Source organism: Pontixanthobacter luteolus, from assembly GCF_009828095.1.
Taxonomy (GTDB): domain Bacteria; phylum Pseudomonadota; class Alphaproteobacteria; order Sphingomonadales; family Sphingomonadaceae; genus Pontixanthobacter; species Pontixanthobacter luteolus.
On sequence record NZ_WTYP01000001.1, the window covers coordinates 270,393 to 291,631 of the forward strand.

At 60.0% G+C, this 21,239-nt stretch carries 16 protein-coding genes and 1 pseudogene; 10 read left to right on the forward strand and 7 right to left on the reverse strand.

From position 1 onward, the window contains the following. Window positions 1-34: 34 nt before the first annotated feature. The 8 genes and pseudogenes from GRI43_RS01310 to GRI43_RS01345 all read left to right on the forward strand — a co-directional run. Window positions 35-1,519 carry a carboxylesterase/lipase family protein gene (locus GRI43_RS01310; RefSeq protein ID WP_160729311.1) on the forward strand — a complete coding sequence of 495 codons (1,485 nt, stop codon included), beginning with the start codon at window positions 35-37 and terminating at the stop codon, window positions 1,517-1,519. Between the two features lie 11 nt (window positions 1,520-1,530). Further along, entirely contained in the window at window positions 1,531-2,304 is a 774-nt protein-coding gene (locus tag GRI43_RS01315) for an SDR family NAD(P)-dependent oxidoreductase (RefSeq protein ID WP_160729312.1), read from the forward strand. A gap of 159 nt (window positions 2,305-2,463) precedes the next feature. Continuing rightward, window positions 2,464-4,674 carry a TonB-dependent receptor gene (locus tag GRI43_RS01320; RefSeq protein ID WP_160729313.1) on the forward strand — a complete coding sequence of 737 codons (2,211 nt, stop codon included), beginning with the start codon at window positions 2,464-2,466 and terminating at the stop codon, window positions 4,672-4,674. 40 nt (window positions 4,675-4,714) lie between these two features. Next, window positions 4,715-6,082 (forward strand): FAD-linked oxidase C-terminal domain-containing protein, encoded by a 1,368-nt coding sequence (locus GRI43_RS01325; protein ID WP_235903561.1) that lies wholly within the window; start codon window positions 4,715-4,717, stop codon window positions 6,080-6,082. Then, complete coding sequence (locus tag GRI43_RS01330) at window positions 6,082-7,386, forward strand: MFS transporter (RefSeq protein WP_160729315.1); 1,305 nt, start codon at window positions 6,082-6,084, stop codon at window positions 7,384-7,386. Before GRI43_RS01325 ends, GRI43_RS01330 begins: the two co-directional genes overlap by 1 nt. Before the next feature lie 59 nt (window positions 7,387-7,445). Continuing rightward, the gene (locus GRI43_RS01335) at window positions 7,446-8,201 is read left to right on the forward strand and encodes a helix-turn-helix transcriptional regulator (RefSeq protein WP_160729316.1); all 756 of its coding nucleotides are present in this window, start codon (window positions 7,446-7,448) and stop codon (window positions 8,199-8,201) included. Beyond that, complete coding sequence (locus tag GRI43_RS01340) at window positions 8,198-8,917, forward strand: FadR/GntR family transcriptional regulator (RefSeq protein ID WP_235903562.1); 720 nt, start codon at window positions 8,198-8,200, stop codon at window positions 8,915-8,917. Before GRI43_RS01335 ends, GRI43_RS01340 begins: the two co-directional genes overlap by 4 nt. A gap of 804 nt (window positions 8,918-9,721) precedes the next feature. Continuing rightward, window positions 9,722-10,129: pseudogene (locus GRI43_RS01345) on the forward strand (IS6 family transposase); the annotation flags it as partial. A gap of 11 nt (window positions 10,130-10,140) precedes the next feature. Here GRI43_RS01345 and GRI43_RS01350 read toward each other — a convergent pair. Beyond that, the gene (locus GRI43_RS01350; protein ID WP_160729317.1) at window positions 10,141-10,683 is read right to left on the reverse strand and encodes a hypothetical protein; all 543 of its coding nucleotides are present in this window, start codon (window positions 10,681-10,683) and stop codon (window positions 10,141-10,143) included. Between the two features lie 277 nt (window positions 10,684-10,960). Between GRI43_RS01350 and GRI43_RS01355 the strand changes: the two genes are divergently transcribed. Further along, entirely contained in the window at window positions 10,961-11,758 is a 798-nt protein-coding gene (locus GRI43_RS01355) for a DUF1330 domain-containing protein (protein WP_160729318.1), read from the forward strand. A gap of 33 nt (window positions 11,759-11,791) precedes the next feature. Here GRI43_RS01355 and GRI43_RS01360 read toward each other — a convergent pair whose 3' ends face one another. Both GRI43_RS01360 and GRI43_RS01365 read right to left on the reverse strand, forming a co-directional pair. Continuing rightward, the gene (locus GRI43_RS01360; RefSeq protein ID WP_160729319.1) at window positions 11,792-12,709 is read right to left on the reverse strand and encodes a LysR family transcriptional regulator; all 918 of its coding nucleotides are present in this window, start codon (window positions 12,707-12,709) and stop codon (window positions 11,792-11,794) included. Between the two features lie 155 nt (window positions 12,710-12,864). Beyond that, entirely contained in the window at window positions 12,865-13,125 is a 261-nt protein-coding gene (locus tag GRI43_RS01365) for a hypothetical protein (RefSeq protein WP_160729320.1), read from the reverse strand. A gap of 90 nt (window positions 13,126-13,215) precedes the next feature. Between GRI43_RS01365 and GRI43_RS01370 the strand changes: the two genes are divergently transcribed. Further along, window positions 13,216-15,087, forward strand: a complete 1,872-nt coding sequence (locus GRI43_RS01370; protein WP_160729321.1) for an ABC-F family ATP-binding cassette domain-containing protein — start codon at window positions 13,216-13,218, stop codon at window positions 15,085-15,087. Window positions 15,088-15,345: 258 nt separating this feature from the next. Here the strand turns inward: GRI43_RS01370 and GRI43_RS01375 are convergent, their stop codons facing one another. The 4 genes from GRI43_RS01375 to GRI43_RS01390 form a co-directional block, all read right to left on the reverse strand. Further along, complete coding sequence (locus GRI43_RS01375; RefSeq protein WP_160729322.1) at window positions 15,346-16,227, reverse strand: DUF1295 domain-containing protein; 882 nt, start codon at window positions 16,225-16,227, stop codon at window positions 15,346-15,348. Window positions 16,228-16,303: 76 nt separating this feature from the next. After that, complete coding sequence (locus GRI43_RS01380) at window positions 16,304-18,340, reverse strand: TonB-dependent receptor (RefSeq protein WP_420849963.1); 2,037 nt, start codon at window positions 18,338-18,340, stop codon at window positions 16,304-16,306. 66 nt (window positions 18,341-18,406) lie between these two features. Next, window positions 18,407-19,645: a dicarboxylate/amino acid:cation symporter gene (locus GRI43_RS01385; protein WP_160729323.1), complete on the reverse strand. Its 1,239-nt coding sequence runs from the start codon at window positions 19,643-19,645 to the stop codon at window positions 18,407-18,409. Window positions 19,646-19,713: 68 nt separating this feature from the next. Next, entirely contained in the window at window positions 19,714-21,231 is a 1,518-nt protein-coding gene (locus GRI43_RS01390; RefSeq protein WP_160729324.1) for an acetyl-CoA acetyltransferase, read from the reverse strand. Window positions 21,232-21,239 lie beyond the last annotated feature (8 nt).

The window sequence follows — 21,239 nt, forward strand, 5'->3', positions numbered from 1 at the left end:
GACGAACGCTGTCGATTGCTGCAATGTCCGATCGATGCAGCGAAATGAAGAGCCACCTGTCCTCGAACTCTCGACCGGCCAACTAAAAGGCGCGCGCGCGGGTGGTGTGTGCACCTTTCTCGGTGTGCCTTACGCGGATCCGCCCGAACGCTTCGCATTGCCCGCACCGCGTACTCCGTGGCGGCAAATCAGAGACGCGACGCAACCCGGATCTTGCGCGCCGTATCGTGTCCGTGAAGTCCCCCAACTGGATGTCATTCCCTTGGTCGGCTCCGGCAGTGACGGAAGCGATGGCGATTATCTGCTGGCCAATGTCTGGATGCCGGAGAACGCTCAAGACGCTCCGATTATGGTCTGGGTTCACGGCGGCGGCTTCGTGGTCGGAAGCAAGGATGCGCCGGTCAGCGACGGAACGCAATTCGCCAAGTCCGGCGTGGTGTGCATCGCGATCAATTATCGCCTGGGGATCGACGGGTTCCTGCCGGTGCCGGGTGCGCCGACGAATATCGGCCTGCGGGACATTCTCTTCGCGCTTCGCTGGGTGCAGGAAAACGCGAAGGCTTTCGGAGGCGATCCTCGCAACGTGACGGTGTTCGGCGAAAGCGCGGGGGCGATGGCTCTCGCCGACTTGGTCACCTCGCCGCTCGCGACGGGACTTTTTCGTCGCGCAATCATCCAGAGCGGCCACGGCGCGATGGTGCGGGACATTGACGTTGGCCAGCGTCTTGTCCGCAAGCTTGCCAAACTGCTGGGGATTACTCCGGACGCGGCCGGCTTCGCAAATGTCGATCACGATGCAGCCATGGAGGCGCTGGAGAAAGTCTCCAAGCCGACGGCAGTCGATCTGCGCGATCCTGAGGGTTTCGAGCCCGTGTACGGCATCAGCCGGTTCATTCCGGTCTACGGCGACGACGTCCTGCCGGAAAAACCGATTGAGGCTCTGCGCAAAGGGGCCGGGAAGGATATCGACATCCTGATCGGTTCGAATGCTGAGGAAATGAATCTCTATTTCGTACCGACGGGCGTGCACAGGAAGATCCCCGGCCTTGTGGCCTGGTGGCTGCTGTCCCGCTCGCAGCCCCGTTCGCGTCAGGTCCTGAAGGCCTATGGTCTCGGCCAGAAAGGGGCCCGGCCAGGCGAAGCGATGACGCGGGCGATGAGCGATCTGGTCTTCCGCTGGCCCGCTCGCCAGTTCGCAAAAGCGCATCGGGGACGCAGCTGGGTCTACGAAATGGATTGGCGTTCGACCGCCTGCGAAGGGGAACTCGGCGCATGTCATGGCATCGAACTTCCTTTCGTTTTCAAGACACTCGAATCCGTCAGTGGGCCGCGGGGTATTGCCGGTGAAGCGCCTCCATCGGAACTGGCAGATCGGATTCACGGCTTGTGGGTCGATTTCGCCCGCGAAGGCGCCCTTCCGTGGGAGCCTGCCAATGGCGATCTGCCCGTTTACCAGCTTGCCGCAAGCAAAACGCGCATTGAACCTCGCATGCCCGCGGCCGACTATCTGCCCGATTAGGAGTTGCTGAAATGTACCTTGAAAAACTGCGGCTCGATGGCCGGGTCGCGGTCGTAACCGGCGGCGCGCAAGGCATCGGCCTCGCCAGCGCCCATGCACTGGGCGAGGCCGGGGCGCGGGTAATCCTTGCCGACCGCGACCCTGCCGCACTCGATTCGGGACAAGCTGCTCTGGCCGAACAGGGTATCGACTGCGCTTCGCTCCTGCTCGACGTGACATCTTCTGCTCAGGTCGACGATGCGGTGAAAACATTGATCGCGCGCGAGAGCCGCGTCGATATTCTGGTGAACAATGCAGGGATCGCGCGCAGCGAAACGCCTGCAGAAAACGTCCAGGACGAGCATTGGCTTAACGTGATTGACGTGAACCTCAACGGTACGTTCTGGTGCGCGCGCGCTTTCGGACGGCATATGCTGGGCGCCGGTGGCGGCGTGATCGTCAACGTGGGTTCGATGAGCGGCTTCATCGTCAACCGACCGCAGGCCCAGAGCTATTACAACGCTTCGAAAGCGGCCGTGCATCAGTTGACCAAAAGCCTGGCCGCAGAATGGGCGGATCGGGGCGTGCGCGTCAATGCGGTGGCGCCGACCTACATCGCCACGCCGCTGAACGCCTTTGCCGACCGCGAAGGAGAAATGTACCAGCGATGGATCGACGGAACGCCCCAAGGTCGGCTGGGAGAGCCGGAGGAAGTGGCAGCGGTGGTGCTGTTCCTGGCGTCCGACATGTCGAGCCTGATGACCGGTTCGATCGTGCTAGCAGACGGTGGCTATACCTGCTGGTAGCCTGCGGGAAGGGTTATCGCCGATCGGATGAGCTATCGCCACCCGGATAAACGCGGCAAAGCCTCTCTGACGATCGGCACAACCTCGAACCTTTCTTACAGGTTGATCAGCTGTATTATAGGTTGACTGGACGGGGCAAATGCTCCGCAGGGAGAGGCTATGAGCATGAAAATTTTCCGTATTGCATCTTTGTCGAGTGTCGCCGGGATGGCGCTTGCCGCCAGTGCTGCGACTGCGCAGGTAACGCTAAAGGATGATGCCAGTCCCGGCCGGGGCGAGGTAACCGACGATCCGGTCACCAACGCACAGGAAAATTCGGGCAACCTCATCGTTGTCACCGCGCGCAAACGCGAAGAAACCCTGATCGAAGTGCCTGTCGCCGCCACGGCGATCGATGGCGATACCCTTGCCGCGCGGGGAATAAATTCCGTCCGTGAAGCGGCCGTGCTCGCCCCAGGCCTGAACATCAACAGCGATGGTGCGGGCCGCGCCTTCGTTGCCATTCGCGGAGTCGGGGTGACGCTGGTTCCGTCGGTTCAGCCCGGTGTCGGCCTGTTCGTCGACGGCATCTACCGGCCAAACACCGCCTATCTCAACAACCCCCTGCTCGACATCGAGCGGATCGAGGTGCTCCGCGGGCCGCAGGGTACCCTATACGGCAAGAACACGCTGGGCGGTGCCATCAACGTTATTACGCGCCAGCCCGGCAATGATTTTGAAGGCCGCGTGAGCGGGAGCTTTGCCGGCCCCGACGACCAGTTAATTGTCGCCGGTTCTCTGTCCGGACCGGTCGTCGAAGACTTGCTGGCTGTGCGCGTTGCAGCCTCGCATCAGGAGCAAGACGGTTTTTCCCGCAACATTCTCCTCGATGCCGATGGCAATCCCTACAACAGCGATTCGATCAACGGTACCGTCCACTTCACGCCGGGAACGGTGGAACTGACGGTCAATGGATATTACGACTGGATCAAGTCGGTGAATATTCCGTACTCGCGGGTCGACGGACCCCAGGATTACTCGCGCGATCTCACTTTCAACACCCTCAACCGGACCGATCTTGAATACCGTGGTATCAACGCCAGACTCGCAGTTCCGATGGAAGGGATCGGCAGTAGGCTGACACTGCTCGGCGCCTATGACGCGCGCGACAACACCAATATCGACGGCGATGTCGACTTCGGCCCAGGCGATTTTGCCCGTGCGACCGGGGGCGACGAACTGCGCACGAAAACGGCGGAACTGCGTCTCGACAGCGAATGGTCCGACAGCGTCTCGACCTTGCTCGGCCTGTTCTACAGCCGGGAAGAAGCGGACGCGCTCGACATCACAACGCTCTTTCCGGCATTTTCCGGGCTGCCATTCGATATCGTCCGCACGACCACCAACGAGACCCGGGCGGATACCTATGCCGTGTTCGGTACCGTGTTCTGGGAACCCTCAATCGACTGGGAGGTCGCCCTGGGCCTGCGCTACGATCACGAAGATCGTGTTGCCAACGGTTCGGTGATCACAGCTCTTGGCCCCTTGGGCGAAAGCGGAGGTCCCCTGCCAGAGGCCCGCATCAAATCGGACGAGTTCCAGCCCAAGTTGACGCTGAAGCGCAACTGGTCGGAGGACTTCATGACTTACGCGTCCGTCGCACGCGGCTATCGCGGGGGCGGATTTAACGCTCCCACCGCCCCGACCAGAACCTACCGTGGCGACAGCGCCTGGACCTACGAGCTTGGGGCGAAATACGCTCTGCCCGACGGCCGCGGCAGTCTGGCGGGGGCCGTCTTCTACAACGACTATACCGACTACATCGGCCTCAACTCGATCGCGCCGGCAGAAGGCGGCGGGCTGGTGACCGTCGACCTGAATTCGGGCGATGTCGAGAGCTATGGCGTGGAACTGGAAGGCCAGTTCCGCCCGGTACCGGCCTGGTCGATCAGCGGCGGCGTGACCTTGATGCATGCCCGCCTGACTGATGCTAGCGCCTATACCGAGACCACCGGCAGGACGCTGTCGTCCGACCGGCTCACTTTCCAGCCCGACTGGAGCGCCAATCTGGCGACCGACTACACCTTCGAACTGGGCAGCGGGGAATTCGTGCTTAGCGCAAATGTCACCGGGAAGGGCGACCGTCTGGCTGCAACGCTGAACGAGATGACACCCACGCTGCTGGACAGCTACTGGCTGGTCGGCGCCTCGGCGACATACCGGACCGGTCCATTCGAGATCGCAGCCTTCATCAGCAACGCCTTCAATGAAGACTATTGGGAAAGCTACATCGAACGGACCACGCTCGTCCTGGCGGGTCTTCCCGCCTCTGACTTGGGCATCCAAGGCGATGGTCGCCGCTACGGCGTGCGCACCAGCCTGCGGTTCTGATCCGATGGCCATCCCGGCTCAGTCGCAGGCGCGGGTTGACATGCCTCAGGGGTTCCTCGACCGGCTGGAGCAGCGCTTCGGCGACCAGCTCCAGACCGGGGAGGCCATGAGGGAGCAGCACGGCTCAAGCGAATCCCACTACGTCGCGATGCTGCCCGATGCGGTGGTGTTCGCGCATTCGCGCGAGGATGTCGTCGCGCTGGTCAGGATCTGCTCAGAATTTCTTGTCCCCATCGTGCCGTTCGGGGCGGGCACGTCCATTGAGGGGAATGCGGCGGCCTTGCGCGGGGGCGTGTCGCTCGACATGACCCGCATGGACAAGATTATCGCGGTCAATGCCGAGGACTTCGATTGCGTGATTCAGCCCGGCGTCCGGCGCGAGCAGTTGAACGAATACCTTCGCGACCAAGGCCTGTTTTTCCCGATAGATCCCGGTGCCAATGCAACCCTGGGCGGCATGGCATCGACCCGAGCCAGCGGGACGAATGCGGTCCGCTACGGCACCATGAAGGACGCCGTGCTGAGCCTCGAGGTCGTCACGCCTCAGGGTAATGTAATCCGGACTGCCACGCGCGCCCGGAAATCGGCCGCCGGGTACGACCTCACCCGGCTCTATGTCGGGGCCGAGGGCACGCTGGGGATCATCACGGAATTGTCTTTGCGCCTGCACCCGATACCCGAGGCTATTTCTTCGGCGGTATGCAGTTTCGATGGGCTGGACGGCGCTGTCGATACCGTGGTCCAGTCCATCCAGTGCGGGGTTCCGCTCGCCAGAGTGGAAATTCTCGATTCGCTGCAGATGAGGGCGGTCAACCGCTGGTCGAAACTCGATTACCCCGAAGCGCCCACGCTCTTCTTCGAATTCCACGGCAGCCCGGCATACGTGGCCGAGCAGGTCGTGACCGTCAAAGCCATCGCGGAAACGAATGGCGGCGGCGAATTTGCATGGTCGAACAGACCGGAGGAACGCAACAAGCTCTGGCGCGCTCGGCACGATGCCTATTACGCGGCGGTGAACCTGCGCGAAGGCGCGATCGGATGGGCTACCGATGTGTGCGTACCGATGAGCCGACTGGCCGAATGCATTGCCGAAACCCACAAGGATCTCGCCACTGCAAGTATGCCCGCGACGATTCTGGGTCATGTCGGCGACGGCAACTTCCACGTGGTCTTCTCTATCGATCCCGACGCGCCCGAAGAAATGCGCGAAGTCGAGGCGATCAATGCGCGACTGGTCGAACGGGCGCTGGCGATGGAAGGCACCTGCACCGGCGAGCACGGGATAGGACTTGGCAAGCAGGAATGGCTGGTTGCCGAGCTCGGCGATGCGGTCGAGGAAATGCGAACAATTAAACGGGCGCTCGATCCAGAGAACCTGATGAACCCCGGCAAGATTTTCTCGCTCTGATGGCAAGTCTGGCCAAACCGGCAGATGTGCAAGGTCGCCTCACCGATGCGGCGACGCTGATCCCGCTGCTGCTCCTGGCGCTGGTGGCCACCGTGGCCTTCGCCGCGCTCGGCAGCTTCGGGACGGTCCAGGAAAGCGCCAAGGCCGAACTCAATCTAAGCGACGACGCGCTTGCCCTTATCCAGGGCCTGGGTGCCGCAGTACCCATGGTGCTTTTCTCGATCCCGGTCGGCATCTTGGTCGATCGGCGCAACCGCGTCCGCCTGACCATCGGACTGGCCGCCCTGTGGACGCTTGGGACCCTGCTCACGGCATTTGCGCCCAGCGCGGGTTGGCTGACTGCTGCGCGGATGTTGGTGGGGATCGGATCGACGGGGTCTCTGACCGCTGCCCTGTCCCTGTGTGCGGACTTCTGCGCGGCGGCCCAGCGTGGAAAGGCGATGTTGATCGTCAATCTCGGTAAGGCGCTGGGTGTTGCGCTCGGCTTTGCTCTCACGGGGTGGCTTTTTGGGCTGCTCTCGGATCACTCGGCGCCTGGCTGGCTGGCCGACATGGCGCCCTGGCGAAGCACACACGTGCTGCTCGCTCTGATAAGTGCGCTGCTGCTCCTGCCGTTGCTCCTATTGCGAGAGCCGATGCGGCGCGAAGTGGAAGCGAGCACGAATGCGCCGTTCCGTGTCGTTGCGACCGAATTGTGGAGCCGACGAGCGTTCCTGATCCCGCTTTTCGCAGGCCAGATAGCCGTGGTGATGGCCGACGTAGCTGCCGGGGTTTGGGTCGCGCCCGTGCTGTCGCGCGACTTCGGTCTCAGTCCGCAGGAATTCGCCGGATGGGTCGGCGCGCTGATGTTCGGCGCGGGGATCGCAGGGGCCGTGCTCGGCGGCATTTCGGCCGATCTTGGTCAGAAGAGCAATCTTCGCGGGGGCATCATTCTCGGCGCCGTCATCGCAGCGGGGCTGGGCATTCCTGCGGCCCTGTTCCCGCTCATGCCGAGCGTTACCAGCTTCGCGGTCGCGCTGGGTGTGCTGTCCCTGTGCGGAGCGGTTACCGGGCTTGTCGTCTCGGTGGCTTTGACCGTTCTCCTTCCCAACGAGCTTCGCGGTCTGTGTATTGGCGCGTTCATTGCGGTCGCCGGCCTGATTGGTTTCGGCCTCGCTCCTTGGATCGTGACCCGCGTGAGCGCCTTTTTGGGCGGGGAAGCGATGCTCGCCGAAGCGCTGGCAATCGTCGGGGTAAGCGTTAGCACGCTATCGTTCCTGGCGTTCATTATGGCCATGCGGCGGGTTCCTGAACCTGTAAGATAGCTCTTGCCAACCTGTAATATAGGTATTAGCAAGGCAGGGGTGTGGAGGATGGTTGGACTATGAAACAGGTTGTCACCGTATCCGATGAAATGACCACGCTGGTCGGTTACGGTGCGGCGCCTTCCACGCGCCTGCCCGCTGGTTCAGCGGTCTTCCTTTTCGCCGGCTTCACCGCGAACGAGACACCGGCGCTCTCCTATCGTCATGACGGTGCATTGGACCGGATCGATGAGTATCCGCTTGTCTTCGTCGTGGCGCGCTCCGCCTGCCGCCGTCTCTTCCCGTTCCAAGCGTCGGGCTACGAGAGCTGGCATCTGCCCAACGCCCTCAAGGGCCTGGCCCTGTCGATCATCGAATGCGAAGGAGCAGAGGAAGCGCGCGATACCCTCCGGCTCGCCCGCAGTATCGAGCTGCTTTGCCAGATTCATGTTGCCCTGGAAAACAACACCCTCCTGCCGCTGGTCGGTGGCGGTTCCTTTGGTGAAAAGGACATCGCCCGGATCGCCGAGGCGCGGCGCATGATCGACCTGCGCTGGCACGAGAAGATTACCATCGCGGAAATCGCGCGCGGCGTCGGCGTGAACCGCGACAAGCTCGTCCGCGGCTTCCGTGTGCTCTATGGTAGTTCGATTGCCGAGATACTGGCCGAGCGACGGCTCGAGGAAGCGCGCCGCCTCCTGCTCGCCAGCGACCTTCCGGTTGCGACGGTCGGCTATCGTTGCTCCTATCTCAACAACGCGAGTTTTACCCGCGCCTTCACCCGCCGCTTCGGAGTGGCACCGTCAGAAATGCGCCGAACAGGAATTGCCGCTTGAACCAGATTGCCATCCGTCCGCCCAAGGGGTCGCTGGTGGAAACCGCCACGCAAGCGGTCCGCGAACACATCCGCACGAACAGCCTCAAGGTCGGCGACATGCTGCCGAGCGAAGGCAGCTTTGCGACAGAACTCGGCGTGAGCCGACCGGTAATGCGCGAAGCGTTCCATGCCCTGGCCGCATTGAAGGTGATCGATGTCGCGAATGGACGCCGCGCGCGGGTCGGGGCGATCGACGGTTCGGTCATGGCGACCTCGATCGGCCACGCCGTTTCCACCGCGCAGGTCTCGCTCGCCGATGTCTGGGATGTGCGCCGAACATTGGAATTGCGAACCGCCGAACTCGCAGCACTCAGCCGGAGCGAGGAGCAGGCGGATGCGATCCTGGCGGCCGCGCATGCGCTCGCGCACAGCCGTGACGAAGAATCCCGGACGCGCGCGGATACCGCGTTCCATCAGACCATCGCGATGGCGAGCGGAAATCCGTTGTTCTTCCAGATCGTGCGTTCATTCGAACAGATGATGATCGTCGCGATCCCGAAGGCTTGGGCCGGACGCGCCACGACTGAAGAGCGGCAGGAAACCCTCGTTCTCCATCAGGAAGTCGCGCAGGCCATTGCCGACCAGGATCCCGAACTGGCCCGCGCCGCGATGGACTCACATTTCGCCCGTTCGATCGGCGATCTGTTCCATGGCAATCGGACCTCGAGCGGTTAAGCCTGGTTAGGTTTTGCGGGAATCGGGAAAGACAGGCTGCGCTGCTATTTGAGCTCTTAACGCCAACATTTCCCAATATCCAAAAAAGGGTTCTGTCAGCGCAAATGCACCGGCGAGCGAAATGCGTCTGATCGGTTGGGGAGGCGCATTACCTTTGGCGTGCGGTCGATCACGAAGGCGAAGTACCGTTTCTAGTCGCAATCAGCTTTCTTGGCCTTCGCTACTGCACTGTCGGAGCAAATGCACCTGCTTGAGAACTGAGTTAATTGGCCTAGGGTATTTACATGCCCAGACCTCGCAAGCCGGCCGCCACCTGCAACCCCGCAAACGCGGCCCAAAACCGAAAGTGCTGAATTCAGCAGGGAATTAAATATACTGTCCCCGGGATTCTCATGTTGCTGGCATCCTTAATAATAGCCAGAGATAAAAGCCGCAAACTGGCCCGGCGGCATTGATATCAAGAGGTTTTAAAAGGAAGAAATGGTGAAAAGCTTCAAAAAGCTATCTATAATAATTTGAGCTGTGATCACTATATTGAACTTTGGGTATTTTGCTTTTGGATATTTGGTTCGTATTTCTTGCTCAGATTCTCCTATATGTCACAAGTATCGCTGCGAAGATCGTGGCTCTGAGTTGGATTGTCAGAATTGGAAAGAGTATTGCGAGGTTAACGTTCAAGACTCATTTTGTCAGTCTTGAACCTGCATGATTAACGAGCTCAATCAGAATTTCAGTGACGGCACAGGTGCTGTCAAAGCAAATGCACCTGATTGAAAATCGGCGCTAATTGGGTAGGGCAGGCCGATGCTCAGACGTAAGAAATCAGCCAATCCGTTCCGCTATTTCAACTCATCGCCGGAGATTATCCGCTTGGTCGTGATGATGTACGTCCGCTTCCCGCTATCGCTTAGGAACGTCGAGGATTTGCTGTTCGAGCGTGGAATTGACGTTTGCCACGAGACCGTGCGGCTGTGGTGGAATCGCTTTGGACCGATGTTCGCTGCGGATATCCGGCGACAGCGAGTGAGCCGGATGAAGGGTTTTCGTCATTGGCGCTGGCACCTCGATGAGGTGTTTGTGAAGATCAACGGCGAGACGCACTATTTGTGGCGCGCAGTGGATCAAGAAGGCGAGTTTCTCGAAAGCTATGTCACTAAGAAAATGGACAAAAAGCCGGCGTTGAAATTCCTGCGCAATGCTCTGAAGCAGCACGCGGGAGGTTCTTATTCCCCTAGGATGTGTACGTGTACGTCCTGACCGGAATGCTTTTTGAGGATGTCGCAGGCGCTGCGCTCATTGTCGGTGTTCCATGTGCGTACCCATAGCAACAGTCCGCCATGGACGAGTTGTTCTTCGATGCGCTGTGCATGTTGTTTGCCGACAAGTTGGGCAAGAATTGCACCTATCGCAGCACCAGTGCCTCCGGCAACCGTGGCACCCGCAATGGCTGCGGCAAGCGTGCCTCCCGACACAACAACGACTGCCGTTGCCAAGAGCGCAGCGATATAAAGCGGCGTGCCGATCAGCGCGCCTTCGGCATCACCGATTGCTTCAGTTGATACATAGGCAGCGCGCGGTGCTGCCGGATCATCCTCCAGCTCGCTCGCCTTTTTGTAAGTATGCCCCAGTTCCCTCGTGACGGCATCCTCACTAGCTAGAAGACTGAGCTCCGCCCGGTTAAAGCCATTGCTGAGCAGTTCGTCGATTGCTTCCTGTAGGTCATCGGCGCTCTCGAATACGCCGACCGCTTCGCGTGGTGATGACATAGAACTCTCCTTCAATCACGAGATAGCGAAATGGTTCTATCTGCAACTAGGTGATATTCCGAAGGTCCGCTCCCGCGCGTCGGGGGCAAACGGCAGCTTTTCCGTGTCGTCGTATAGAATGAATTCTGAACTGTGCGCATTGCCACCACCAGTCGGTAGCTTCGATCATTGCCGCCCTGAGGTGGTGCAAAATCTAACCACGTGCCCGCCAAATTGATCCACCACGTGAGATCGGGTCTGGGATAGGAATGGGGCTTACCTTTTAAAGGAGTTCGAAATGCACAGCCCTAGTTCCATATTCACATTGCTCATGACATCAGGTGTGATCGCCCTGACCGCAGGATGCTCCACGCTGCAGGCTCAAGAGAGTGCCACCCCTTCCCAGGAGGTAGCTTCCGCCGCGCAGGACGAGCCAAAGAGCGTGAACATCAACTTGCCCGCCAACGCGCTTTTCTCGGTTATTGGCTTCGACTACATGAGGACGGACGAAGCCATGCAGGCGCGAGCTGTCTTCCAGAGTTCCGCCATCCCGATCGCAGTTGAAAACGGCTTCACTCGCCACGGCGCCTTGCTGGTTGATGGCCCCAGTTTTGGAACCTTCAAGCCGCAAGGCTTTCTCTTGACCAGTTGGCCAAGCCAGGAAGCGTTCAACCGCTTTGAAAACGATCCGCGTTGGCCCGAATATAGCGAGCTGCGGCGCTCCATTTGGAACGATATCCGCTATTATCGCGACGTTCAGGCGGAAGGTCTCTCCCTTACATTGAGGAGCGACAAATTCTACACCTTGGCCATAGCATACACTGATCCGGACAATGCAGCTGACTATGATGAGTATCTCGCCAGGCTCGAAGGCGAGGTGGCCAAACAGGGGGGCAAGTTTATCTTGAAACTGTTCGATCCCAACCTTGAATCCCTGTCGAACTCCAAATCGCCTGACCAATTGACCTTTATCGAGTGGGATGACGCGGAAGGGGCGAGCCGTCTATTGCAGTCGGATACATACAAGGCGGTCCGGCATCTGGCCGGATCTGGGACGACTGATTTATCCTTCTACCGCCTTCGTCCCTCCCTTTGAGCAGAGCTATCCTATCCCCCTTGCTTCAAAGCCTTAGCACCGCTCTCCCTGCAGCAAGGGGCGATACTTGCTCATGACATTCGAGAAATAGGCCAGCGCCGCCTTCGCCCGCGAAGTGCCCGCGAAATCTGGATGACAAAGCAGCCATAAGGTCTCGACCTCAATCACGGGGGCGCCGGGCAGTCTTACAAGATCGGGGTCATTGTCAGCCATGAAGCAGGCCGCCCGGCCCATCCCCAGCCCTTGTTTAAGCGCCATAAAGCGGCCCGCAATCGTCGTTATTCTCATGCTGATTGAGGCAGCCGGGTAGGGCGATTCCTCAAGCCAGGATTGCCAGCGCGGATCCCCGTCAGGCGGAGCAATCCAGCGCAAGTCGCGAGCATTCACATTGGCGAGGTAATCCTTATGCGCGTAGAGCGAGAGCGAGTAAGGGAATAGCCGCCGTCCGACCCAATGGTCAGGCGGGCTGTCCGACCCCCTCAGCACCACATCGGCTTCTGCCCGGTCGAGATCCACGAACCTGTCGGTTGAATCGACCGTCAGTTCGATCTCGGGATGCTGCTCACCAAATCTCGCCAAATCCTCAATCAACAAATGCTGCAAAATGAGAGGGGGAACAGAGATGGAAAGCGGGCCTGATAGCGACTGCTCGGCCGCACGTTGCCTGCGCACCGCCTCGTCGCTGACTTGCTCCATCTTTTCGGCCGCTTCGACCACGCTCTGACCGACCTTGGTCGGCCAAAATCCCGTCGGTGAGCGATGAAGAAGCGGTCCTGCAGGCCCATTGTTTAGCTGCCCCAATTTTCTTGAAACTGTCGCATGATTGACGCCCAGGTGCCGCGCGGCCCCACGGATTGATTTCTCACGTGCCACCGTAAGAACGAGTTTATAATCGCTCCATTCCATCGGTGCGTAATTGCACCGTTGGGCATGGATATCAATTCGCGACATTGCCCAAGTGGGTGTTGTCAAAGCAAAGCTATCGCGGAGGCAATCGAGGCGCGTCCGCTTATCCAGCGTTCACCTCCGGCAGAGGAATGGATCGAGCGGCAGAATTCCTTAAATCTGATCAGACTTGGGACGCCAAAGTTTTTGCGGGTGCCGTGTCAGTCCGGTGTTGCAACAGCCAGCAAATCCATCAGATTGCGCGCTGCCTCACGGTCGGCCGGATCTTCGAACGCGACATCCAGATCAGGGGATGCGTCCAGCATATAGAGCAAGGTCCACAATGCGAAGCGTCGGCCGCGGTCGCGTTCCAGCCCAAAATCGACCTTGATGCGGTCGGTCCCCGCGGGCACTGCGACAGGATCGACTTCGGCCAGATCGCGTGTTCCGAAATAGCGTTGCAGCAAATCTTGCATTTCCATTCGTCCGCGCTAGCCGATCCGGCGCATGGTGCAAGCTGGATGTTCGGGTTTTTCGTTGGGCAGAAGCCAATTCGCTGTTAGGGGCCGCGCATGCTTACCATCGACGGTGTCACAGTACGGCTTGGCGGCCGGGCCATTCTTGAAGGCGCCAGTGCGACGGTGCCTGTCGGCGCGCGCGTCGGTTTGATCGGGCGCAATGGTGCGGGCAAGTCCACCCTCATGAAAGCACTGATCGGAGAAATCGATCCTGATGCAGGCGAAATCAGCAAGCCTTCACGCGCGAAGATCGGCTACATCGCTCAGGAAGCGCCCAGCGGCGCGATGACTCCGGAAGACGTGGTGCTTGCCTCCGCAACCGAGCGTGCGCAATTGCTGGAGGAACTGGAGACCTGCACGGACATGGACCGCATGGGCGATGTGCATGACCGATTGCTGGCGATTGATGCCTACAGCGCGCCGTCCCGTGCAGCCAAGATCCTCAAGGGGCTAGGCTTCGATGAAGAGATGCAGCGCACCCCGGTGGACCGCTTCTCCGGTGGCTGGAAAATGCGCGTTGCGCTTGGCGCATTGCTCTTTTCTGAGCCCGATATCCTGCTGCTGGACGAACCGTCCAACCACCTTGATCTGGAAGCGACGCTTTGGCTTGAAAGCTTCCTCAAATCCTATCCCGCGACCCTGGTGGTAATCAGCCACGAGCGCGATTTGCTTAACAAGGTGGTCGATCACATCCTGCATTTGCAGGGCGGCCAACTGACGCTGTATCCAGGCGGTTACGATGCATTTGAAAAGCAGCGGGCCGAACGCGCATCTCAATTAGCCGCGGCGAAGGCATCGCAAGATGCGCAACGCGCGCGTTTGCAGGACTATGTTGCGCGGAACAGCGCGCGTGCATCCACAGCCAAACAGGCACAATCACGTGCCAAGATGCTTGCGCGGATGCAGCCGATTGCAGCGATGATGGAAGATCCGACGCTCAGCTTCGACTTTCCTGACCCGGCAGAGCTTCGTTCACCAATGATTACGCTTGAACAGGCCGCCGTCGGATACGGAGAAGCGCCGCCGATCCTGCGCCGTCTGAATTTCCGCATCGACGCGGATGATCGCATCGCTTTGCTTGGCCGAAACGGAAACGGAAAGACGACGCTGGCACGTCTGCTGGCCTCGCAACTGGCACCAGCCGAGGGCGAAATGAATGCGCCTGGGCGGCTGAAGGTCGGATATTTCACCCAATATCAGGTCGAAGAACTGGCGGGCGAGGAAACACCGCTGGACCTTATGAACCGTGCGATGGAAGGCATGGCCCAAGGTGCTATCCGCGCACAACTTGGCCGCTTCGGCTTCGCAGGCGCGCGTGCCCAGACGCGCGTAGACAAGTTGTCGGGCGGAGAACGCGCTAGGCTGGCACTGGCGCTGATCACGCGCGATGCACCGCATTTGCTGATCCTCGATGAACCAACCAACCACCTGGATGTCGATGCGCGTGAGGCGCTGATTCAGGCGCTGAATGACTATTCCGGTGCCGTCATTCTTATCAGCCATGATCGGCACATGGTCGAATTGACCGCAGATCGGCTGGTTCTCGTCGACGACGGAACTGCACGCGAATATAGCGGGAGCATGGAGGATTACATCGACTTCGTTCTGGGCCGAAAGCAGCCCAAGCGTGACCGGGATAGTTCGTCCAGCAAATCACGCGGCGCGAGCGGCGCAGGCGCAAGTGCGAAAGTTCGCGAAGCGAAAGCGCAACTGACAAAGGTTGAAGAGGAGGTTTCGCGACTGACTCTTCAAGTGGAAGAGTTCGATCGACTGATCGGTGAATGCAGCACCGCCCCGGAAGGGCCGTCCGGCGCGAACATGCAGGAACTGCTTACGGCGCGTGCCAAAGCCGGCGACAGCCTGGCTGACGCCGAGGAGAAATGGCTGGCCGTGGGCACTGCGCTGGAAGCGATCAAGCAAGGCTAGAATTTCGGGCGGCCCAACCTGAGGGTTGCCTGACAGTCCATCAAGGCTGCAATGCTTTGGCCCAGATATCTTCCCATGCCGACTTGGCCATACCAGGGTGCCGCATATTGCGGGCAGTTTGCAGATATGCGCCGCTGCCCGGCTGTGTGCGTCGAAACGTAACTTGATCACCGGGCCTGAAGCTATCTCTCTAGATCAGAACCAAGCCTGTGCGGATGGCACAATCGAGCTAGGTCTGAGTCCAGAGAAATGCGCCGGTTACGATTTCGGCGGGCGGGGGATCAACACAGGCGTATTCTTGCGGTAGGCCTGATAGGCCGGGTCATCGCCCCAGCGTTTCTCAGCTGCCTCGTCCAGCATCGGAATGCCGCTGACCTTGGTAAGCAGAAACGCAACGAAGAAGGGCGAGATGACGGCGAGCCATGACCAGCCGGAAAGCACGGGAATGGCCATCACCAGAATTCCTCCCCACAAGACAATCTCGCCAAAGTAATTGGGGTGCTGCGACCAGGCCCACAGCCCGCAGTCGATGAAGTCTCCTTCGTTGGCAGGGTCTTTCTTGAACGCGCTTTTCTGACGGTCAGCGATGACCTCAAAAGCGAAACCGAACAGCCAAATCAGGCCGCCAATCCAGAAGAACCAGTCCAACGCCACCCGCTCGGTCGAAGTGATTACGGCGAGGGCAGCTGCGGCTGTCAGGATGCACCACAGGGCCTGCAGAGTCCACGCGACCAAAAACCGCGGGGGATTGCCGCGGATCTTGTCGAACCGCTTGTCGTCACCTGCGTCGCTGATCCGCTTGAACAGAAATGTGCCGAGCCGGGTGCACCAGATTGCGACCATCGCCGCGACAATGACAGAGCGGGGGTCGAGCGGGGCAGACAGAATGCAGGCGGCGGCCAGCATCGAGAGATAGGTGATTGCCCCAACGAGATCGAAAAAGCGTTCCGATTTGGCAATTGCGGAAGGGATGAACACGCCCCAGTTCACCAGAAACGCGATCAGCGTGCAGATAAAAAACACCGGCAGACCGTTCCACTGTGTTCCGGCTGAACCGGCGAACCATCCGAATGCCAGCGCGATGATTGTCACGATGACAACAGTGATGATGCTGCGCGGTGCGTGTTTAAACGAAGCCATGATGCCTCCCCCTTTTAAAACCCACTACCCCAAACGAACGGGTTTGGTTCCGGGCGGAGTAGACGGAAAGGGGATATTAGCCACCAATACGAATGCCTGCCCAGATTGTGCGCGGTACGCCCAGATCGATTGAACCTGCTTGATTTCGCGTCATAATTTCCTCGTCCAGCAGGTTCTCTGCCCGCAGGATAATCGAAAAACCTGCGGCCAGAGGAATTTTTGCAAATGCGTTCACTGTCGTTGCTGCCGGTAAGACGAAGGTTTCCTGATCGTCTTCAAACTGTGCGCCCACGTGGCGCAGCGTTGCCGACAAGTCCCATCCGTCTGCCGACCTGTATGCCAGTGTCGCACTTGCTGCCAGTTTCGGTGTTTGAGGCGGCCGGTTTCCATCCAGCGCCAGCGAAGCTCCGCTCCCTTCAATCTCGGCATCGGTCCAGGCGAGAGATCCGAACAGATCGATTGCGCCAAACCCGGTTTTCGCAATCACTTCCAAGCCACGCGAACGGACAGCGTCCAGATTGCGGCGCTGACGCAGGGTCGGGGTGAGGGTGACGTTCGCGACAGCATCTTTTACCCGGTTCTGGAAAGCTGTGACAGACAGCTGCGATCGCGATGAAAGTGCATAGTCGAAGCCCGCCTCGAAGCCGATCAGCTTCTCGTTCTCAAGCGCTTCGTTAGCCTGCGTGACCACCGGGAACACAACAAACGGGCGGTAGAGTTCGTTCAGTGTCGGAACGCGCACACCGCTATAGGCTGCCGCACGCAACGAAATGTTTTCAGACGCACTGAACAAAGCGCCCGCACGGAAAGACGCATCCCATCCGCTGCGATCGGCAAACCGATCATCAGTCAGCAATACTCCAGCAGCATCGCGGGCCTCATAATATCCGCCGCGAATGCTCCAACGGTCAGCTCTTAGCCCGCCCGTCAGGATCAGATCGCCGAGTGTCCAGTCATGTTCGGCAAACAGGCCAAATGTGCTGTTTTCCCCGCCCGCGCGGCGGCGTTCGCGTAGGTCGCCAGTGAATGCGCTGAACGATTCTTCCAGCAGGTTGCCGGACGAACCGCGGTAATCCGCGCCGATGCGCAGCACATGATCCTGTCCAACAGGCGGGCGAATTTCGATCTTGCCGCCAATTCCGTTGGACGGGGTTTTCCGCTGGTCCAGGACTTTCACAAACCGTGTCGAGCTGATCACGACATTGGAGAAATCGCGGTATTGCAGATAGCCCAGGACATCGAATTCCCAGTCGCCCCGGCCAATGATCCGCAAGCTGGCGTCCTGCCCGCTGGCCGAACTGTCTGCGCCATCAAAGCGCAGGGTTCGCCGATCGTCGAACACCAGGCCGCGGGTTTGCAGTTCGACGTCGTCGCCCAGCGGGACGGCGGTGCGAAGACCGACCGACCAGCTATCAAATTCGCTCTTGGCAGAGGCGGGAACGCGCTGATCTGCGGGGGTGGTGAAGAATCCGGGGCCGCGGTCCCAGCGCCCGGTGACGACGGCAAAGCCAGCGCCAAGTTCCGGAGTGAGGGTGGCGGACGCTTCGGTAGCGCCGCGATGGTTTGCCAGCAGTGCACCGCTGAAAAGGCCGAGCTCATCCGGTCCCGCGCTTTCCAGCTCGATCGTGCCTGCGACTGCGCCCGATCCGAATGCACCCGAGCCGCCGCCGCGTGTTACGCGGGCAGAGGCGAGCCGTTCAGGAGCGAGAGCGCTGAGCGGAATATAGCCAAAGAACGGGTCCGCCATCGGAACGCCGTCAAGCAGCACCAATGCGCGACTGGTGGCGTTCCCGCCAAGCGCACGTAGCGTGACCCCTTGCGCCGACGGATTGGACGACCTGCTGTCGGACCGGCGGAATTGCTGAAACCCTGCGACGTCGGACAGGGCATCCTCGATCCGACCGGATGCGGACGATGTCAGGCGTTCACGGCCAATTTCCTGCTGTGAATATGCCGGCGTGGCGGGGGTTTGCTCCAAACCCTGACCGGTAACGATGATCGCTGCCGGAGCATCGCATCCATCCCCTTCGCAAGAAATTTCCTGCGCGGCCAAGGGCGCACTGCAGAACAGTGTCAGGGCCGAACAAAGAGCGCTGGTTGCTGAGAATTTCACGGTTGCGTGCTCCGGATGGAAGCGTGTGATCGTTGGGCGGTGCAGGTTGATGGCCGGCAAATCGGTTTAGACATCGTCTGCGCTGATCATTTCCTCGCGGTCAATCTCGCCGGTCAAGGCCGCCACGGTTGTCGCAACTGCGGCATCGCCGCTGACATTGGTGGTCGTGCGCATCATGTCCATGATCCTGTCGACACCAGCGACGAATGCGATTGTTTCCAGCGGTACGCCCACTGCGCCAAACACCAGTGCCATCATGATCAGGCCCGCGCCGGGGATGCCGGCTGCGCCAATCGCGCCCAGCGTGCCCAGGATCGAAATCAGGAAGTAATCGCCCCATGACAGGTCGACGCCGAAGATTTGCGCGCCGAACAGTGTCGCGAGGCCCAGATACATGGCCGTGCCGTTCATGTTGATCGTCGCGCCGAGCGAGATGACGAAGCTGGATACCGAGTTTGAAATACCCAGGTTGCGCTGCGCACAGCGCAAGGTAACCGGCAGCGTCGCGTTGGAACTGGCGGTGGAATAACTGACCGCGATGGCATCGATGATACCGCGGAAGAAATCAATCACCGGCAGGCGGGCGATGAATTTGATCATCGCGGAATACATGACCAGAATGATCAGCAGACAGCCGAGGTAGTTCAGGAACACCAGCTTGCCCAATGCCTGAAGCGCATCAAGGCCGAGCGTGCCCGCGACCCACGCCATCAGCGCAAACACGCCAAGCGGGGTCAGTTCCATGACCACCATGGTCACCTTCTGCATGATCACAGAACCGGAATCGAAGATTTTCAGTACTGGCTCGCCCTCTTCCTTGGCCATCAGGATGCCAACCCCGATGAGGAGGGAGAACACGATCAGCGGCAGCACATTGACGTCTGCCATGACCTGAACCGGGCTTTGCGGGACCATGCCCAGCAGCATTTCGCGCCACGTCGTATCATTGGGTGCAGGGGTGGCACCCATGTCGATCGAACTTGTGTCGACTCCCATGCCAGGCTGCACAAATGTGCCTAGGAACAGGCCCAGCCACACCGCAATTTGGCCGCTCACCACGAACAGCAGCAGGGCGCGCCAGCCCACGCTGCCGAGTTTGCGCAAGTCGCCGATGGACGCGATGCCCGCGACAAGGCTGAAGAAGATCAGCGGGACCACCAGCATCTTGATGAAACCGACGAAGATATCGCCGATGAATTTGATACTTTCCGCTTCAGGGCCCCAGAAATAGCCCACGATCACGCCCAATATCAGAGCCGCGATGACACGCTGCCAAAGCGGAATTGCAAACCAGGTCTTGAACATGGGCACCCTCAAAAAGATCGAGCGGAATTCCGCTTCGGTTATGTCAGTCCATCATGGAAAAGGGGCGGTCAGTCAAATGACCAATGCCCCTGCGTCCCCGCTTTGCTGACCTGCCCTGCTGCGCCGACCAGCCCAGGCGCTGCTACCGATAGCCGTTTGATCGCCTGCGTGTCGGTGGCTGGCACCAGCGCTAGCGTGCGGCGATTGTCATCAATTCGGGCGACAATCACACCCTGTTTCGGGGCACCTGATCGGTCATAAAGGATCGTATAGGTTTCCAGCTGTGCTGGCCCTTCGTACTCCAGTTCCATTGCGGGAATCTCGCCGCGCGTCGCATCTGCCTCTGCCTGAAAATCGAACTCTTGCGGGAACGTGCCTTCCGGCTGGGGCGTCTTGGTCAGCAGGATCGTATGGTTGTGCGTTGCATAACCGCCATTTGCGAACAGCAGGCCGTTAGTGCCGCTTTTACGCAGCGCATCGACCATGCAGGCGGCCGCGTGAGTCATGTAATTGCCGATCGGTCCGCCGCCGAATGTCAGCCCGCCGAACATGGTGATCTGCCGGCTGGCATCCACGCCCAGCACGCGCCGCGCCATCTTGGGAACGATAGGAAAACAGGAATACAGTTCCAGATGGTCGATCTGTTCGATGCCGATCTCGTTCAGTTCCAGTGCCCGTTCAAGCGAGACATTCATGCTGGCAGAAGATGCAAAATCGGGCCGCATCAGCGGATCTTCCGCCTCATGCGCGGCAGCGCCCTTGCCGACATAGATGATCCGGTCATCAGGCACGCCCGCCGCCTGTGCCGCAGCAAGGCTGGTCACGATCACCGCCGCGCCCTGATTGACTGCGGCGTTGGCGACCTGAAATTTGGTATAGGGGAAAGCGATCGGGCGGTTATCCGCACTCACCTCGATGATTTGCCGGGCTGTGCGCGGCTCTCGGATCCACGCGCTTTCAGTTTGCGCCGCGACGCGTGACATACCCGCCCAGATCTCGCCGGATTCCGCTTGCGCCTCTTCCAGCGTTTGGCCGAAGCTATCGCGGGCGGCATTTTCGAACAGCGGATAAACGTCCGTCGGGGTGTGGAGGCCGAACAGATGCCGCGGTTCCGGCTGGACCGGGGTGCGTTTGGGATAGGGGCCTTTCTTTGCCGCTGGCGCATCCTGCGCTGCCAGCGCGGCCTCTTTCTTGCGCATTCCGGCGGTGCGCAAAGCCTCTGCCCCGACGATCAGAGCGATGCTGGCCTTGCCTTCGCCGATGGCGTTGGCGGCTTCGTTGATCAGCAGGATCGGGCTGTCGCCCGTTGGGGAAGGCGTCTCACGCGCGAAGCCGGGGTCTATGCCCAATGCGTCCTTGATGCCTGAGATCAGCGTACCGGTCAGTTCAGGAAAACTGATCTGGTTGACGACCCCAAGCCAGTCGGTCTGTTTCAGCAGCCCGCCGCCGGCGTCCTTGCCGGCTTCGCGTGCAGCCGCGATCATCAGGCCGAGCGAATCCAGCCCCTCCGCCCCGGTGGCGGGCCGGTCGTTGACCTGACCGGAGCCGATAATGACGGGAATGCGGTTCGGATCGCCCAGCTGCATCGAGTTAC

Coding starts and splice junctions, on each gene's coding strand:
- GRI43_RS01330 (WP_160729315.1), top strand. CDS start 6,082: ATGGCAAGTCTGGCCAAACCGGCAGATGTGCAAGGTCGCCTCACCGAT.
- GRI43_RS01365 (WP_160729320.1), bottom strand. CDS start 13,125: ATGGAAATGCAAGATTTGCTGCAACGCTATTTCGGAACACGCGATCTG.
- GRI43_RS01360 (WP_160729319.1), bottom strand. CDS start 12,709: ATGTCGCGAATTGATATCCATGCCCAACGGTGCAATTACGCACCGATG.
- GRI43_RS01390 (WP_160729324.1), bottom strand. CDS start 21,231: ATGCAGCTGGGCGATCCGAACCGCATTCCCGTCATTATCGGCTCCGGT.
- GRI43_RS01325 (WP_235903561.1), top strand. CDS start 4,715: ATGCCTCAGGGGTTCCTCGACCGGCTGGAGCAGCGCTTCGGCGACCAG.
- GRI43_RS01315 (WP_160729312.1), top strand. CDS start 1,531: ATGTACCTTGAAAAACTGCGGCTCGATGGCCGGGTCGCGGTCGTAACC.
- GRI43_RS01320 (WP_160729313.1), top strand. CDS start 2,464: ATGAGCATGAAAATTTTCCGTATTGCATCTTTGTCGAGTGTCGCCGGG.
- GRI43_RS01350 (WP_160729317.1), bottom strand. CDS start 10,683: ATGTCATCACCACGCGAAGCGGTCGGCGTATTCGAGAGCGCCGATGAC.
- GRI43_RS01310 (WP_160729311.1), top strand. CDS start 35: ATGCAGCGAAATGAAGAGCCACCTGTCCTCGAACTCTCGACCGGCCAA.
- GRI43_RS01370 (WP_160729321.1), top strand. CDS start 13,216: ATGCTTACCATCGACGGTGTCACAGTACGGCTTGGCGGCCGGGCCATT.
- GRI43_RS01385 (WP_160729323.1), bottom strand. CDS start 19,645: ATGTTCAAGACCTGGTTTGCAATTCCGCTTTGGCAGCGTGTCATCGCG.
- GRI43_RS01335 (WP_160729316.1), top strand. CDS start 7,446: ATGAAACAGGTTGTCACCGTATCCGATGAAATGACCACGCTGGTCGGT.
- GRI43_RS01375 (WP_160729322.1), bottom strand. CDS start 16,227: ATGGCTTCGTTTAAACACGCACCGCGCAGCATCATCACTGTTGTCATC.
- GRI43_RS01355 (WP_160729318.1), top strand. CDS start 10,961: ATGCACAGCCCTAGTTCCATATTCACATTGCTCATGACATCAGGTGTG.